This is a genomic window from Flavobacterium sp., from assembly GCF_031409475.1.
Classification (GTDB): Bacteria; Bacteroidota; Bacteroidia; order Flavobacteriales; family Flavobacteriaceae; genus Flavobacterium.
Genome location: NZ_JANNXH010000017.1, coordinates 15,916 through 31,291, shown reverse-complemented (window position 1 = coordinate 31,291; position 15,376 = coordinate 15,916). Strand labels below are relative to the sequence as shown.

Sequence of the window (15,376 nt, the reverse complement as noted above, 5' to 3'; positions counted from 1 at the left end):
CTAGTGTTTTACTTTTACTTTAACTTCGGTTGTAGTAGTATTTGTAACAATTGAATTGGAAGGAATGGTTTTAGTGATCCATGAGTTTCCACCAATAATACTGTTTTTTCCAATAATAGTTTCGCCACCTAAAATTGTTGCATTGGCATAGATGCATACATTTTTCTCAACGGTAGGGTGTCTTTTTTCGTTTTTCATCTCTTTGCTGATGCTCAATGCACCCAAAGTAACGCCTTGATAAATTTTTACATGTTTGTCTATAACTGTAGTCTCACCAATTACAATTCCTGTGGCATGATCAATAAAAAATGGTGAAGCAATTTCAGCACCTGCATGAATATCAGTTCCTGTAATACGATGTGCATATTCGCTCATTAACCTCGAAAACAGCATTAGATCCAAAAGGTATAATTCATGACTTAATCTATAAATAGCAATCGCATAGAAACCAGGATACGCAAGGTAGATTTCATCAATATCATTAGATGCTGGGTCATTTTCTAATATATATTCCGCATCATGAGTAAGTTTTTCTAAAATAGAAGGTAGTTTTTCAAAAAATCGATCACAAAGGCTTTCACATAATCCCTCTGCTTTCTTACAGGCCAATAGGGCAATTTCTTTGAACTGTTTTTCAAGAGCATCAACACTTTCCTCTAATGAAGCGTTAGAATCAAAAAGGGTGTAAAATAATTTTTCGGTAAAAGATTCAATTTTTGTTTTGATACCGTAGTTAATATTCGAATGGCTTTTTAATGCTGCGATATTTTGGATGAGAAGTTTTTTCGTCACAATTTTAGAATTAAATTTAAATTTAATGTGGTAAAAGTAAAATGTTTTTTAGAAAACGTTGCAAATTAAATCACAAAGAATTGTTTTGTTTTATAACAGAAGGATTATAATTTGTTAATTATTCATTTTTTTGAACACAAAAAAAATATTATAAATAGCGTTAAATTCACGTTTAGTAAACATTATTTTGTGTGATACATAAAATGAAGTTGTAAGTGTTACTTAAAAAAGTATATTTGAATTGTATAAATTTAAATTATAAAGTTATGAAAATCAATTATATTTCAATTTTGCTAGTTTCAACCACCATAATGTTTTTTTCATGTAAAAAAGAATTGGATCCCCAAGATAGCGCTAGTATTGGAACTAATCCACAAACAGAAAGTACTCCGTCAAGCACTGAAAATTCAGTTTTAATGCCTTCGGCAGATGTGAATACAGTAGTAAGTCAACCGGTAACAACTCAAAATTCTACTGTAAATTCAGCTGCTGCTAAAACTTTACCTGGAATGAATCCTCCTCACGGACAAGCAAATCATCGCTGTGATATTGCTGTTGGCGCACCACTCAATTCGCCAATAAAAAGTACTGCACCAGCGACACCAGTTTCAACACCTACAGTGCAAACACCTACAGTGCAAACACCTGCAACTCCAGCAATTTTAAATTCGAATTCAGCCCCAACAACTGCAACGTTGCCCGGAATGAATCCACCACACGGGCAAGCAGGTCATGTTTGTAGTGTTGCTGTTGGAGCACCATTACCAAAACAATAATTATTTACAAGAAGTGTTTGTAAAAATATCCAGTTATCATAAAAATTCCATTTATGATGGCTAGGTTGATTATTAATTTTCGATAATTTTTATTTTTGTCCAATAGTTGAATACAAACCATTACTAGGAATAATAACGTAGTGTAAATTGCGGGGTACATTTTAAAGGCTGCAATAAATTCGCCTTGCAAAAGTAGGAGGAAAGCTCTTTGCATTCCACAGCCTAAACATTCCACTCCAAAGAGAGTTTTGCTCAAACAGGGAAACATATATTTTTCTAAATTCAACAGTTTTTCTTTTTACAATTTTACGAATAAAAAAGATTTTTATTATTATATAAACTATTTTATAGTTGATTACTTTTGGAAAAAAATGAAAAAGCACCAGTATTAATTAATTTTAACATGATAAATATGTTTGCAAAAGGCGATAAAGTTGCTGTACTAGACGATGATTTAAATGGAATTGTGTTGTCTATTAAAAACGATGAGGTGACCATAGAAACCGACGAAGGATTTGTGATGACATATTTTGTCAAACAATTACTTAAAATAAACATTTCCAGTAATTTAATGGATTCTATAAAAAGTATTAATGTAGATAAGATTATCAAAGAAAAAACCATTCCAACACCCAGAAGCTTTACTAAAGAACGCAAAGAAAAACACGAAATTTCGGCACCTGAGTTTGATTTACACATCGAAAAATTAGTTTCTAATAAGCGAGGAATGTCAAATTATGATATATTGACGTTGCAATCAGAAACGGCTAAAAGGCACATTGAATTTGCGATTAGAAATCGTATTCCTAAAATCGTTTTTATTCATGGTGTAGGAGAAGGAGTTTTAAAAGCAGAGCTTGATTTTTTATTAGGACGTTATGATAATATAGCCTTTCAAGAAGGTAATTATCAAAAATACGGTCAAGGTGCAACCGAAGTTTTTATAAAACAAAGTTCTAAATAAAACGAATTTTAATTTGTCAATAACTCACCATAAAGGTAATTATCGCCAAGAGAGAAATCATTATTTCCGTTTTTTAAAGTCACTTTTTTTAGCGTGATGGTGTGTTTAAAACTTCCTGGACCATTGCTCACTGTAAGTACTTCGATGATGCCACTTGTATTGGCAACTCCACTAAGGGCAATCCATTCTTGACTTATTATTGGTGTTGCTGGAGTGGTAGCATTGCAAAAATAACTTGCCGTAAGCAATCCTGAAAATAAACGATAGGTAAACTTGTTGGTTGTTGGAGTAATTAAACCAGTTTTAATTGTGTTTAAGACTGTTGTATTCAATAAAGCGGGATCAATATTAAGTGTTAATGATTCGCTGCTGTTGTAGTCGTAAACTTGATTTGGTGTATTTGTAACACATTTCTCTAACACTTTGTCAAAAACTACGGGTAAACTCGTTGCAGAAGTAGTATAATCGCCAAAAATCATTGTTTGATTTAGCTGTGAAGTGCCGTCACTTTTAAGAAAAGTAATGTCTTTAAAAACAATATTATGATTATATCCTGTAATTCGGGTACTGTTTTCGGTAGTATTTGTTGATTTAATTAGGGTAGTTGTGATTTGAATCTTGCCAGATGTGGCTGTCCATTGATTAATTGCAACGGGAGTTATTGGCGAAACAGCATCACATATCGAACTGGCTGTAACTTTGCCATCATAAAATCTATAAAAAACTTGATTACTTGCGTCGATATTTATTGTTGTAATGTCTGGTTCACTCGGAAAAACACTATTTGGGATTAAAATTAGCAAAGCCTCCTTTTCTTTTAATTTATAGATAATGTTATTTGTGCTACAACTTTGTGTTGCTACATCTTCAAAATCAATAGATTCTTGGTTTAAATTGCCATCATCACAACCATTCAAAATAATTAAACCTATTAATATGACTAGAAATCGTTTCATCTTTATACTATTTTAAACAAAAATAGAATTTTTAATTTGTTCCAAAAGCATTCCTATTCAAAAACGTAAAATTTAACTTCATTTTGGTAATTAAATGTTTAAAAAGCAGACGATATCACTATTTAATTCAATTTATAGAATAATTTAAAGCCATTTGAATTTATTATCTTTGTATCTATTTAAATTTAAAAATGAGATTAAACAAATTCTATTTAGCTGCTTTTCTTGCCTTTTTTATCTGGGGTTTCTTTAGTTTAGCTTTAAAGCCAATATACAATTACGCTTCATTAGATATTTTATTTTATAGAGTATTTTTTAGTGTAGTTCTTATGCTTTTTGTAAACATCCTTTTTAGGAGAGAAGTAATCCGTAAAGATTGGGAACTCTATAAAAACATGGATTTAATGCAAAAAAAACAAACTGCATTATTGACATTTAGTGGTGCTTTTTTTTTAATGCTTAATTGGTTTATTTTTATTTATGTAATGAATCATGTTAGTTTAAAATCGGCTTCAATTGCGTATTTAATTTGTCCAATATTGACTACTGTTCTTGCTTTTTTTATATTGAAAGAAAAATTAAGTAAGCCACAATGGATAGCGGTATTAATTAGTGTTTTTGCTTGTTTTTTATTATCATTAAATCATATTCGAGATATATTTTATAGTTTAATTGTGGCAATTACTTATGCTTTGTTTTTGATAAGCCAACGAAATAATAATAAACTTGATAAATTCCTGACACTAAACCTTCAATTGTTATTCACAGCAGTGCTACTTTTACCGTTTTATCCAAAATACAGTGGAGCAATTCCTGTGGAGCCTTTGTTTTATATTTGTTTGGGGTTTATTGTAGTTTTTTTTACAATAATTCCGTTGTTTTTAAATCTATATGCTTTGAAAGGGATTAACTCCTCAACTGTGGGGATAATGATGTATATAAATCCTATAATCAATTTCTTTTTGGCTATTTTTTTATACAAAGAACAAGTAACTTGGTTGCAAATAATTTCCTATTTCCTTATATTGATTTCGATTGTTATTTTCAACGAAAAAATAATATTTTCGAAAAAAAATAAACTTGTTGGTCTAAAAACAATCGTTTCTAAATAAATGTATAATTTTGAGTAATGAAAAAAGTATATCTAGATAATGCTTCGACCACACAACTTAGGACAGAAGTTATTCAAGAAATAACCAAAATTTTATCAGAAGATTATGGAAATCCATCATCAACACATGGTTTTGGACGAAATGCAAAAAGTGTATTAGAACTTTCCAGAAAAACTATAGCGAAACATTTGAATTGTGCTTCACAAGAAATTATTTTTACGTCATGCGGAACCGAAGCTAATAACTGGATATTAAGAAGTGCAGTTAGAGATTTAAATATTCAAAGAATAATTTTAAGTAAAATAGAGCATCATGCTGTTTTACACACTGTTGAAGTTTTAGAAAAAGAGTTTAATGTGCAGGTCGATTATGTTGAAGTAAAATCAAATGGCGCAATAGATATTTCACATTTAGTAGAATTGCTTTCACACGAAAAGAAAACATTAGTAAGTCTAATGCATGTCAATAACGAAATAGGAACCGTTTTAGATTTAGATAAAGTAGGCCGAATTTGTAAGCAACATAACGCATTATTTCATTCAGATACAGTACAATCTATTGGCAAAACCGAAATAGATTTAACCAATTTGCCTGTAAATTTTTTAGTGGCAAGTGCACATAAGTTTCATGGACCAAAAGGGATTGGGTTTGCATTTGTTAGGAAAAATTCAGGTTTGCAGCCCTTACTTTATGGTGGTGAGCAAGAAAAAGGGCTTCGTCCAGGAACCGAAGCAGTGCATCAAATTGCAGGAATGGCAAAAGCCTTGTCCCTTTCGTATTCTAATTTAGAAAAGGACAGACTTCATATTTCTGAATTAAAAAAATATTTAATTTCGCAACTCGAACTCGAAATTCCAGAATTTAGTATCAATGGAAGCCAAGACGGTTTTTATACTATTTTGAATGTATTATTGCCATTTTCAGAGGAAAAAACGGCAATGCTTTTATTTAATTTAGACATGAAAGGCATTGCGGTTTCAAGAGGAAGTGCGTGTCAATCCGGAAGTATTTCGGTTTCGCACGTATTGAAAGAAATGCTTTCAACCGAAGATTTAAATAAACCAAGTTTACGTATTTCTTTCAGCCATTTTAATACTCACCAAGATATAGATTTATTGGTTGAAGCCTTGAAAAGTATTTAAAATATAGGGTTTAGTAAAGTTTTTTAATTTCAATTTGTCATTCTGACGCAGGAAGAATCTCAACAAACATGAGCAACATAGACGGGATTCTTCCTGCGTCAGAATGACAAAACAGAGACAATAAGAATTATTTTAACACAAAAAATTGCGCAACTTGATTACTCTTCCATAGAGTGATACACGTTCATCACATCATCATCTTCTTCAATTTTTTCGATTAATTTCTCTACATCTGCCATTTCGGATTCAGATATTTTTTTGGTTATTTGAGGAATTCTTTCAAATCCAGAAGAAAGGATTTCTAACTTTCTGTTTTCTAATTCTTTTTGTATGGTACCAAAACTCCCAAAAGCAGCATAAATTAAAATACCGTCTTCGTCCTCAAAAACTTCTTCGGCACCAAAATCAATTAGTTCTAATTCTAATTCTTCGGGATCAATTCCACTGGCTGGGATTCTGAAATTACAAGTATGGTCAAACATAAATTCAACCGATCCTTGCGTTCCCATTGTACCATTGCATTTATTAAAATAACTTCTAATATTTGCTACGGTTCTATTATTATTATCGGTTGCTGTTTCTACAAGAATCGCAATTCCATGCGGTGCATAGCCTTCAAACAAGACTTCTTTGTAGTTTGCTGTATCTTTATCTGTTGCTTTCTTGATGGCACGTTCTACATTCTCTTTGGGCATATTTGCTGCCTTTGAGTTTTGTATAACAGCTCTCAATCTAGAGTTTGCCTCTGGATTTGGTCCGCCTTCTTTTACAGCCATTACAATATCTTTACCTATTCTGGTAAAGGCTTTGGCCATAGCCGACCAACGCTTCATTTTTCTACCTTTTCGGAACTCAAACGCTCTTCCCATTTCTTATTTTTTTTAACTGTGCAAAAATAACACAATATTTATTTTTGAATCACACAGATTTCACAAATTTTCACAAATTTATTCTGGGTTAATTTACTTTGTCAGTTCGCTAACGCTCGGATGTGAAATCTGTGTTTAAATTTTATTTTAAACACGAATTGAGTCTATTTCTTATAAAAAGGTAATTTTACCACTTTGGCAGTAACGTCATTTTTTCTAATTCTTATATAGATTTCACTATCCAAAGTACTGTTTTCTAGAGTCACATAACCCAACCCAATCCCGACATTCATTGATGGCGACATTGTTCCAGAAGTTACAACTCCGATGTTGATTCCAGAAGCATCAACAATTTCATAATCGTGTCTTGGCACAGCACGTTCTTGCATTTCGAAAGCTACGAGTTTCTTTGAAACACCTGCTTCTTTTTGTTTTTTCAGGTTTTCAGAATTGGTAAACTCTTTAGTAAATTTTGTAATCCAACCCAATCCAGCTTCTAGTGGCGAAGTGGTATCGTTGATGTCGTTTCCGTACAAACAAAAACCCATTTCCAGACGTAACGTATCACGTGCAGCTAATCCAATAGGTTTTATTCCAAACGGTTTTCCAGCTTCAAAAACTTTATTCCAAATGGTTTCTACCTCGCTATTTTTGCAATAAATCTCAAATCCTCCTGAACCAGTATAACCTGTAGCCGAAATAATTACATGCTCAATTCCTGCAAAATCCGCAACTTCAAAATGATAATATTGAATCGCCGATAAATCTATCGAAGACAAGGATTGCATTGCTTCAACCGCTTTTGGACCTTGAATTGCCAATAGCGAATAATCATCCGAAAGGTTTCTCATTTCTACACCTAAATCATTATGTGATGAAATCCAATCCCAATCCTTATCAATATTGGATGCATTTACGACTAGTAAATACTGCTCGTCTTTCATTTTATAAACAATCAAATCATCTACAATTCCACCATCATTGTTTGGTAAACACGAATATTGTGCTTTTCCAATAGTTAGTGATGAAGCATCGTTCGAAGTTACTTTTTGAATCAATGCCAATGCATTTGGTCCTGAAAGTAAAAATTCGCCCATGTGCGATACATCAAAAACACCCACAGCGTTGCGAACTGTTTCGTGTTCGGCATTTACTCCTTCATAAAGAATAGGCATATTGTAACCAGCAAACGGTAGCATTTTCGCTCCCAAACCCTCGTGTATGTGCGTCAGTGCAGTATTTTTCATTATGTTTTTTTATAAATTTTGAAGTGGCTAATTTATTGATTTTTTATGGAGTGGCAAAGTGTTTTGTGAGTATTCATAATTGGTTATTTAGAAATAAAAAAGCAACTCTTTTAAGAATTGCTTTTGTGGAATTTCGAAATAATTTATTAATGAGGTTACCCCAAAAACGCTTTCAATTCCTGGTAAGTTTTGATTTTTACACTCACTTTTTCTTTATCCAAAACACTTTCTATTTGTGTTGGAATAGGAAGTTGAATGTTCAAAGCCGGTTCCACCACATCCAAAAATTTGATAGGATGTGCGGTTTCTAAGAAAATCCCAATAGCGTTGTTGTGATTTTCAAGTTCTTTTTTCAATCCTAAATAACCCACTGCGCCATGTGGTTCAGCAACATATCCGCTAGTTTTATAAATAGCTTTCATCGCTCCTAAAGTTTCATCATCAGAAAATGTAAAGGACGAAAAATCCTTTTTGAATTGTGCTAAATCATTATTATACATTTCCTGAATACGGATAAAATTACTTGGATTTCCAACATCCATGGCATTCGAAATTGTCGCCTTGGAAGGTTTTGGTTCGTAATTTCCGTTTTCTAAAAAACGAGGAACGGTATCATTGATATTGGTCGAAGCAACAAAATGCTCGATTGGCAAGCCTAGTTTTTTCGCCATAATTCCTGCGCAAATATTCCCGAAATTCCCACTCGGGCAAGAAAAAACTAATGCCTTATTTTGGAATTTCAGTTGCTTGTATGCAAAGAAAAAGTAAAACATTTGGGGCAACCAGCGTGCAATATTTATGGAGTTTGCCGAAGTCAAATTTTTATGTTTCAAACTTTCGTCTAGAAACGCTTTTTTGACCATGTCTTGACAATCATCAAACACACCATCAACTTCGAGCGCTTTTATATTTTGTCCTAAAGTCGTTAATTGTCGTTCTTGAATGTCGCTCACTTTCCCCGAAGGATATAAAATAATCACTTCTACACCTTGAACTCCCAGAAAACCGCTAGCAACTGCGCCACCAGTGTCGCCAGAAGTTGCTACAAGAACCGTGTTTTTGTTATCCTTTTTATTTCTGTTAAAATACGCCAAGCAACGCGACATAAATCGAGCTCCAACATCTTTGAAAGCCATTGTTGGTCCATGATAGAGTTCCAAGGCGTAAATTCCTTCTTCTACTTTCACGGTTGGGAAATCAAAACATAAGGTTTCTGTGATGATTTGTTTTAAAGTTTCGGCTGGGATTTCGTCGCCTACAAATTGTTTGATAGCTTCGAAAGCGATTTTCTCGTTGCTCAACTTTTCGATATTCTCGAAAAAATCCTTAGATAATGGAGTTATTGATTCTGGAAAATACAAACCTTTATCGGTTGCTAATCCTTGAATTACAGCTTCTTGGAAAGAAACTTTTGGGGCATTATGGTTTAAACTGTAGTATTTCATTTTATTGTCATTGCGAGGCACGAAGCAATCTCATTTTTTATTTAAATTATAGTCACACCTTCAGGATTCACTTTCGAAACGTGAATTTCATATGGCAAATTGATTTCGTCATACACGGTGCTCATGGCTTTAGCGATTTTTTCCGCGGTGTCTTTCCCTTTGCTTAAAGCAAAAATAGATGGTCCAGAGCCTGAAATTCCAGAACCCAAAGCGCCATTGTCTAAAGCGGTTTTTTTGATTAAATCAAATCCTGGAATAAGCACACTTCGCAGCGGTTCCACGATTTCATCATGCAGTGAACGACCAATTAAATCATAATCATTAGTGTATAATCCAGCAATTAATCCACCTACATTTCCCCATTGCATAATGGCACTTTTTAGAGAAACGGTTTGTTTCAACACCGAACGCGCATCTGATGTTTTCAACTCTATTTGAGGATGAACAACTGTTGCGTACAATTCGGATGGGCTTTCGATTTTGATAATATCCAAAGGATCAGAGCATCTTACCAATGTAAATCCACCCAATAGGCAAGGAGCAACGTTATCAGCATGCGCATTTCCACTAGCTAATTTTTCACCTTGCATGGCAAATTTCACTAACTCTTTTCGGGTAAATGGTCTGCCTAATAATTCATTGATTCCAAATACAGCTCCAGCCGAACTGGCAGCACTGCTTCCGATTCCGCTACCGGCTTTGATGTTTTTGTAGATTTCGATTTCGAACCCAAAATCGGTTTCCACTTCTTCCAACATTGCCAAAGCGGCAACACCAGCCACATTATTTTCGGTTTCTAATGGTAAATCAGCACCTATAATTTTAGTGATGCGAACGCCTTTTACATCGGATTTTCGAATTATCATTTCGTCACCAGCAGTAGTCAAGCAAAGTCCTAGAACATCAAATCCGCAGGAAAGATTGGCAATGGTGGCAGGGCAAAATAGTTTAATTTCGTTCATTTTTTATTTTTTTTGGGTAGAGACGCGATTAATCGCGTCTGTACATTATATATTTCCAATACGAATCACATCGGCAAAAATCCCCGATGCCGTAACCGCAGCACCAGCGCCAGCACCTTTTATTAATAAAGGCTGATCGATATATCTGTCAGTGTAAAACTGTACAATGTTGTCTTTCCCTTCTAGATTATAGAACGGACTTTCTCGTGGAATAAATTCTAATCCCACGCTTGCTTTTCCGTTTTGGAAAGTGGCAACAAATTTCAATCGGCTGTCTTTTGCTTTGGCTTGCGCCAAAAGGTTTTCGAAATGTGCTGCATTTGCAGTTAAAGATTTGAAAAAATCATCATTGTTTGTGGTATCCATACATTCTGCTGGAAGGAATGAATTGTTTTGAATATCTTCGATTTCCATTTTGTAACCGCTTTCGCGAATTAAAATTAAAATCTTTCGAGCCACATCAACTCCGCTTAAATCAATTTTAGGGTCAGGCTCTGTAAATCCTTGAACTCCAGCTTCTTTTACAACATCATGAAAGTTGTATGATGCACTAAAATTATTAAAAATAAAGTTCAAACTTCCGGATAAAACGGCTTGAATTTTGTTGACTTTATCGCCCGAAGCGATTAAGTTTTTAACAGTATCAATTACGGGTAATCCTGCGCCAACATTTGTTTCAAACAAGAACGGTGCATTGAACTGTCGTGATAATTTTTTTAGATTTTTATAATTATCGTAAGCTGATGAACAAGCAATTTTATTACAAGTAACCACGGCTACACTTTGCTTTAAATAATCTTCATAAGTTATAGCAACGCTTTCGTTAGCTGTAATATCTACAAAAATACTGTTGCGTAAATTGAGTGCTTTTACATTCGAAAGAAAGGTTTCTTTATTGGCAGTTTCACCATTATCTAGAGTATTTTGCCAATCTTTTAATGGAATTCCTTCTTCGTCAAAATGCATTTTTCTTGAGTTTGACAACGCAATAATTCTTAAATTTATTTTCAGATTTTCTTTCAGGAATTTCTTTTGGCTGTGAATTTGTTCAATAAATTTTTCACCTACATTTCCAACACCCATTACAAAAAGGTTTAGCTGCTTGGTGTTTTCTTCAAAAAAGTTTTCGTGTAAAGTATTCAGTGCTTTTTTGACATCTCTTTCGTTGATAACCGCCGAAATATTTCTCTCAGATGCACCTTGTGCAATGGCACGAATGTTTACATTATTTTTCCCCAAAGTGCTAAACATTCTTCCGCTTAAACCTTGGTGATTTTTCATGTTTTCGCCAACCAAAGCTATAATACAAAGGTTTTTTTCTACGATACACGGATCAATTTTATTTTGTAAAATCTCAATTTCAAAAGCTTTGTTGATGGCTATTTCAGCAATTTCGGCATCAGCATTTAGAATTCCGATGCAAATAGAATGTTCTGATGATGCTTGAGTAATGAAAATAATATTGATATTCTCTTGTGATAAAACCTCAAATAACCGTTTAGAAACTCCTGCAACGCCAATCATTCCAGATCCTTCGAGTGTTATTAAAGTTATATTATCAATCGAACTTATTCCTTTGACAGGGTTACTGTGGTTTGTTGCTGAATTTGAAATAATAGTACCATCAGCTTCAGGTTCGAAAGTGTTTTTTATCCAAATTGGAATATTTTTTTTGAAAACAGGTTGGATTGTTGGTGGATATAATACTTTGGCACCAAAATGGGACAACTCCATTGCTTCTTGATAGGAAATTGATGCAATAGGTTGGGCTTGTTTTACAATTTTTGGGTTTGCTGTAAACATTCCGTTTACGTCCGTCCAAATTTCTAATTCGGATGCGTCTATCGCTCCAGCAATAATTGCAGCGGTATAATCGGATCCGCCGCGACCAAGAGTTGTACCAATTCCATCTATTGTAGAAGCTATAAAACCGGGCATAATTACGATTTGAGCTGCATTCGAAGCAAAGTAATCAACAATTAATAGATTAGATATTTCAAAATTTACGGCAGCTTTTCCAAATTGATTATTGGTTTTTATAAGTTCTCGACTGTCTTTATACATACTATTTTTTTGATTTTGAGAAAATGCTTCAGCAATAATATAGGATGATAATAGTTCGCCAAAACTTAAAATGGTATCGGAGGTTCTTGGAGATAATTCACTAAGCAAGAAACATCCATCAAGCAGTGTTTCGAGATGATTAATGATTCTTTTAACATGGCTTAATAAGCTGCTTTGTTCACTTATAGTAATAAGTTCTTTAATAGCGTCTAGGTGTTTTTTCTCGATTTCAAGAACAACTTCCTTATAACTTTCGTCATTTGAAGCTGCTTTTTGAGCTGCAAGAACCAATAAATCGGTGACCTTTGTAAAAGCCGAAACCACAACAATAAGTTTTTCATGCTGTGCTTTTTTGATTACGATATCTAATACGAGTTTTATATTTTGTGCATTGGCTACGGATGTTCCGCCAAATTTTAATACTTTCATTTTGTTTGTTTTATTTTAAAAAATACAAATGGTTTTTATGTACCTAAGAACTCTCTTCATTTAGAAAAAAGTACAAAAACTGGATTATATGTAAAATGATATACCCTTAAAGGGTAGTAGTAGTTGTTGTAGTGGTGGTAAATGTAACAGAAAGTGCAACTCGGATTTGAGTTGTTATCGAAGAATGATATGTTTTACTGTTATTTTTCATTTTGATTTTTCAAAAGTACATTTTTTTATAAAAAAACAAAGCATTTTATACTGTTTTTGCGAATATTTTAAAAAAGGGACTGCAAAAAAAAGAATATTAAATTTTTTACGATTAAAACCTTGCTTTTTAATATTGATTTATTCAATTTTGGACTTTCAAAAGCATAAGACTAAATGGACAATATACATTATATAAGTACAGAACTACTTTCTTTGGAAACATTGCAAGAAATTATTTTTCAAAATAAAACATTGGCTTTATCTGATGAAGCCAAAGTAAATATTCAAAAATGCAGGGATTATTTAGAAAAAAAAATGGCTTCCCATTCAGAACCCATTTACGGAATAAATACCGGCTTTGGTTCACTATGTAATGTAAAAATTTCTAATGAAAATTTATCAAAACTTCAGGAAAACCTAGTAAAATCACACTCTTGTGGTACAGGAGATGAAGTACCCAATGAAATTGTGAAGTTGATGTTATTGCTTAAAATTCAATCGTTGAGTTATGGGTATTCTGGAATTCAATTGCAAACGGTGGAACGCTTAGTAGATTTTTATAATAATGATATTCTTCCTATTATATATACACAAGGTTCACTTGGAGCTTCGGGTGATTTAGCACCTTTAGCTCATATGTCTTTGCCACTTTTAGGAGAAGGTGAAGTACGTTTTGAAGGTAAAAAATTACATTCGAGCGAAGTTTTGAAAAAATTTAATTGGGAACCTATTGTATTGCAGTCTAAAGAAGGTTTGGCCTTATTAAACGGAACCCAATTTATGAGTGCTTATGGTGCACATATTTTGATGAAAGCAAGTAAGTTTTCTTATTTGGCTGATTTAATTGGCGCTATTTCGCTTGAAGGATTTGACGGTAGGATTGAACCTTTTAATGAGTTAATCCATTTTATTAGACCACATAAAGGCCAAATTGTAACTGCTAATCGCGTAAAGGAATTTCTTTCGGGAAGTGAAATTATAGGACAATTAAAAACACACGTACAAGATCCGTATTCTTTTAGATGTATTCCACAAGTTCATGGCGCTTCAAAAGATGCTATTGATTATGTGGCAAAAGTTTTTAAAACCGAAATTAATTCGGTTACAGATAATCCAAATATTTTTATCGAAAGTGACCAAATCATTTCTGGAGGTAATTTTCACGGACAACCTTTGGCTTTGGCTTTAGATTTTATAGCCATTGCTTTGGCTGAACTGGGCAGTATTTCCGAGAGAAGGACTTTTCAATTAGTATCAGGTTTACGCAATCTACCCGCATTTTTAGTAGACAATCCAGGTTTGAACTCCGGTTTGATGATTCCGCAATATACCGCAGCAAGCATTGCTAGTCAAAATAAACAATTGGCAACTCCTGCTAGTATTGATAGTATAGTATCCAGTAATGGTCAAGAAGATCATGTGAGTATGGGTGCAAATGCTGCTACAAAAGCATTGCGAGTTATGGATAATCTGGAGCGAATTTTAGCAATCGAATTAATGAATGCTTCTCAAGCTATTGAATACAGAAGACCTTTGAAATCGAGCAATTTCATTGAAATGTTTTTAAAAGCCTATCGAGAAGAAGTGCCTTTGGTAACCCAAGATCGAATTTTGCATTATGACATTGAGAAAACAGTATTGTTTTTGAATAGTTTTCAAATCGAATAAAATTTGTTAATAATAGCTTAATATTGGATTTAAATAAATTATGTAATTTAGTCGGCTTAAATTTAAATGAAATGTCAATAAATAGTATTTTTCAATTCTTGGTTCCAAAAGACAAGAAATTCTTCCCGCTTTTTGAAGAAGCATCAAGTAATTTAGTTCAACTGGCTTCTATTTTGCACGAAGCAGTAAATCTTCCTTTGAAAGAAAGAGACGAACTTTTTTTAAAAATAGATGAATTAGAACAAAAAGGCGAAGACTTAACACGTCAAACCAATATGGAATTGAGTAGAAATTTTATTACTCCATTTGATAGAGAAGATATTTATTCATTAATAACTTCAATAGATAATGTGGCGGATAATCTTCATGGTGCTTCTAGCAGAATGAGGTTATATCAAGTTGATAAAATTACAAAATCGATTCGGAAATTAACCGATATCAATCTTGAAGCGTGTCAAAATATTGAAATTGCAGTCAGAGAATTGAGAGATTTAAAAAAGATTAAGAATATTACAGATGCTTGTGCTAAAATTAATAAATTAGAAAGTAAATCAGACAGTGTTTATGATAAAGCAGTTGCTGATCTTTTTGAAAATGAAATAGATGCCAAGAGTATTATTAAATACAAAGAAGTGTTATCTGTTCTAGAAACTGCAACTGATAAATGCAAAAGAGTAGCAGGCGTTTTAGAGTCTATATCTGTAAAACATTCGTAATAATTTCTGGGATTTAATGATTGA

General features: G+C 33.2%; 14 protein-coding genes. 6 read left to right on the top strand and 8 right to left on the bottom strand.

Annotated features, from left to right (window positions below):
• Positions 1-792, bottom strand: a complete 792-nt coding sequence (locus tag RMO53_RS03500; RefSeq protein WP_310378093.1) for a serine acetyltransferase — start codon at positions 790-792, stop codon at positions 1-3.
• A 266-nt stretch (positions 793-1,058) separates the two neighbouring features.
• Here RMO53_RS03500 and RMO53_RS03495 point away from each other — a divergent pair, with 266 nt between their 5' ends.
• Positions 1,059-1,568, top strand: a complete 510-nt coding sequence (locus RMO53_RS03495) for a hypothetical protein (RefSeq protein ID WP_310378090.1) — start codon at positions 1,059-1,061, stop codon at positions 1,566-1,568.
• A 4-nt stretch (positions 1,569-1,572) separates the two neighbouring features.
• Here the strand turns inward: RMO53_RS03495 and RMO53_RS03490 are convergent, their stop codons facing one another.
• Positions 1,573-1,824, bottom strand: coding sequence for a DUF2752 domain-containing protein (locus tag RMO53_RS03490; protein ID WP_310378088.1), 252 nt, complete (start codon positions 1,822-1,824; stop codon positions 1,573-1,575).
• A gap of 156 nt (positions 1,825-1,980) precedes the next feature.
• Here RMO53_RS03490 and RMO53_RS03485 point away from each other — a divergent pair, with 156 nt between their 5' ends.
• Positions 1,981-2,532: a Smr/MutS family protein gene (locus RMO53_RS03485; protein WP_310378112.1), complete on the top strand. Its 552-nt coding sequence runs from the start codon at positions 1,981-1,983 to the stop codon at positions 2,530-2,532.
• Positions 2,533-2,540: 8 nt separating this feature from the next.
• Here RMO53_RS03485 and RMO53_RS03480 read toward each other — a convergent pair whose 3' ends face one another.
• The gene (locus RMO53_RS03480; RefSeq protein WP_310378087.1) at positions 2,541-3,488 is read right to left on the bottom strand and encodes a hypothetical protein; all 948 of its coding nucleotides are present in this window, start codon (positions 3,486-3,488) and stop codon (positions 2,541-2,543) included.
• A 191-nt stretch (positions 3,489-3,679) separates the two neighbouring features.
• Here RMO53_RS03480 and RMO53_RS03475 point away from each other — a divergent pair, with 191 nt between their 5' ends.
• Positions 3,680-4,600 carry an EamA family transporter gene (locus RMO53_RS03475; protein ID WP_310378085.1) on the top strand — a complete coding sequence of 307 codons (921 nt, stop codon included), beginning with the start codon at positions 3,680-3,682 and terminating at the stop codon, positions 4,598-4,600.
• Between the two features lie 17 nt (positions 4,601-4,617).
• The gene (locus tag RMO53_RS03470) at positions 4,618-5,742 is read left to right on the top strand and encodes a cysteine desulfurase family protein (RefSeq protein ID WP_310378084.1); all 1,125 of its coding nucleotides are present in this window, start codon (positions 4,618-4,620) and stop codon (positions 5,740-5,742) included.
• Positions 5,743-5,900: 158 nt separating this feature from the next.
• On the opposite strand, the gene RMO53_RS03465 is transcribed toward RMO53_RS03470, so the two are convergent.
• The 5 genes from RMO53_RS03465 to thrA form a co-directional block, all read right to left on the bottom strand.
• The gene (locus RMO53_RS03465) at positions 5,901-6,611 is read right to left on the bottom strand and encodes a YebC/PmpR family DNA-binding transcriptional regulator (RefSeq protein WP_310378083.1); all 711 of its coding nucleotides are present in this window, start codon (positions 6,609-6,611) and stop codon (positions 5,901-5,903) included.
• A gap of 164 nt (positions 6,612-6,775) precedes the next feature.
• Positions 6,776-7,858, bottom strand: a complete 1,083-nt coding sequence (gene gcvT, locus RMO53_RS03460) for a glycine cleavage system aminomethyltransferase GcvT (RefSeq protein ID WP_310378082.1) — start codon at positions 7,856-7,858, stop codon at positions 6,776-6,778.
• Between the two features lie 155 nt (positions 7,859-8,013).
• Positions 8,014-9,303 carry a threonine synthase gene (gene thrC, locus RMO53_RS03455; protein WP_310378080.1) on the bottom strand — a complete coding sequence of 430 codons (1,290 nt, stop codon included), beginning with the start codon at positions 9,301-9,303 and terminating at the stop codon, positions 8,014-8,016.
• A 41-nt stretch (positions 9,304-9,344) separates the two neighbouring features.
• Positions 9,345-10,265 carry a homoserine kinase gene (locus tag RMO53_RS03450; RefSeq protein WP_310378077.1) on the bottom strand — a complete coding sequence of 307 codons (921 nt, stop codon included), beginning with the start codon at positions 10,263-10,265 and terminating at the stop codon, positions 9,345-9,347.
• Between the two features lie 45 nt (positions 10,266-10,310).
• Positions 10,311-12,758 carry a bifunctional aspartate kinase/homoserine dehydrogenase I gene (gene thrA, locus RMO53_RS03445; protein ID WP_310378075.1) on the bottom strand — a complete coding sequence of 816 codons (2,448 nt, stop codon included), beginning with the start codon at positions 12,756-12,758 and terminating at the stop codon, positions 10,311-10,313.
• Positions 12,759-13,142: 384 nt separating this feature from the next.
• Here thrA and hutH point away from each other — a divergent pair, with 384 nt between their 5' ends.
• Positions 13,143-14,636, top strand: a complete 1,494-nt coding sequence (gene hutH / locus RMO53_RS03440; RefSeq protein ID WP_310378073.1) for a histidine ammonia-lyase — start codon at positions 13,143-13,145, stop codon at positions 14,634-14,636.
• Between the two features lie 71 nt (positions 14,637-14,707).
• Complete coding sequence (locus tag RMO53_RS03435) at positions 14,708-15,352, top strand: DUF47 family protein (RefSeq protein WP_310378072.1); 645 nt, start codon at positions 14,708-14,710, stop codon at positions 15,350-15,352.
• Positions 15,353-15,376 lie beyond the last annotated feature (24 nt).

What these genes read in the sequence shown, in the direction of transcription:
- gcvT (WP_310378082.1), bottom strand. Translation starts at nt 7,858, where the DNA reads ATGAAAAATACTGCACTGACGCACATACACGAGGGTTTGGGAGCGAAA.
- RMO53_RS03495 (WP_310378090.1), top strand. Translation starts at nt 1,059, where the DNA reads ATGAAAATCAATTATATTTCAATTTTGCTAGTTTCAACCACCATAATG.
- RMO53_RS03435 (WP_310378072.1), top strand. Translation starts at nt 14,708, where the DNA reads ATGTCAATAAATAGTATTTTTCAATTCTTGGTTCCAAAAGACAAGAAA.
- RMO53_RS03485 (WP_310378112.1), top strand. Translation starts at nt 1,981, where the DNA reads ATGTTTGCAAAAGGCGATAAAGTTGCTGTACTAGACGATGATTTAAAT.
- RMO53_RS03480 (WP_310378087.1), bottom strand. Translation starts at nt 3,488, where the DNA reads ATGAAACGATTTCTAGTCATATTAATAGGTTTAATTATTTTGAATGGT.
- hutH (WP_310378073.1), top strand. Translation starts at nt 13,143, where the DNA reads ATGGACAATATACATTATATAAGTACAGAACTACTTTCTTTGGAAACA.
- thrC (WP_310378080.1), bottom strand. Translation starts at nt 9,303, where the DNA reads ATGAAATACTACAGTTTAAACCATAATGCCCCAAAAGTTTCTTTCCAA.
- RMO53_RS03470 (WP_310378084.1), top strand. Translation starts at nt 4,618, where the DNA reads ATGAAAAAAGTATATCTAGATAATGCTTCGACCACACAACTTAGGACA.
- thrA (WP_310378075.1), bottom strand. Translation starts at nt 12,758, where the DNA reads ATGAAAGTATTAAAATTTGGCGGAACATCCGTAGCCAATGCACAAAAT.
- RMO53_RS03450 (WP_310378077.1), bottom strand. Translation starts at nt 10,265, where the DNA reads ATGAACGAAATTAAACTATTTTGCCCTGCCACCATTGCCAATCTTTCC.
- RMO53_RS03465 (WP_310378083.1), bottom strand. Translation starts at nt 6,611, where the DNA reads ATGGGAAGAGCGTTTGAGTTCCGAAAAGGTAGAAAAATGAAGCGTTGG.
- RMO53_RS03475 (WP_310378085.1), top strand. Translation starts at nt 3,680, where the DNA reads ATGAGATTAAACAAATTCTATTTAGCTGCTTTTCTTGCCTTTTTTATC.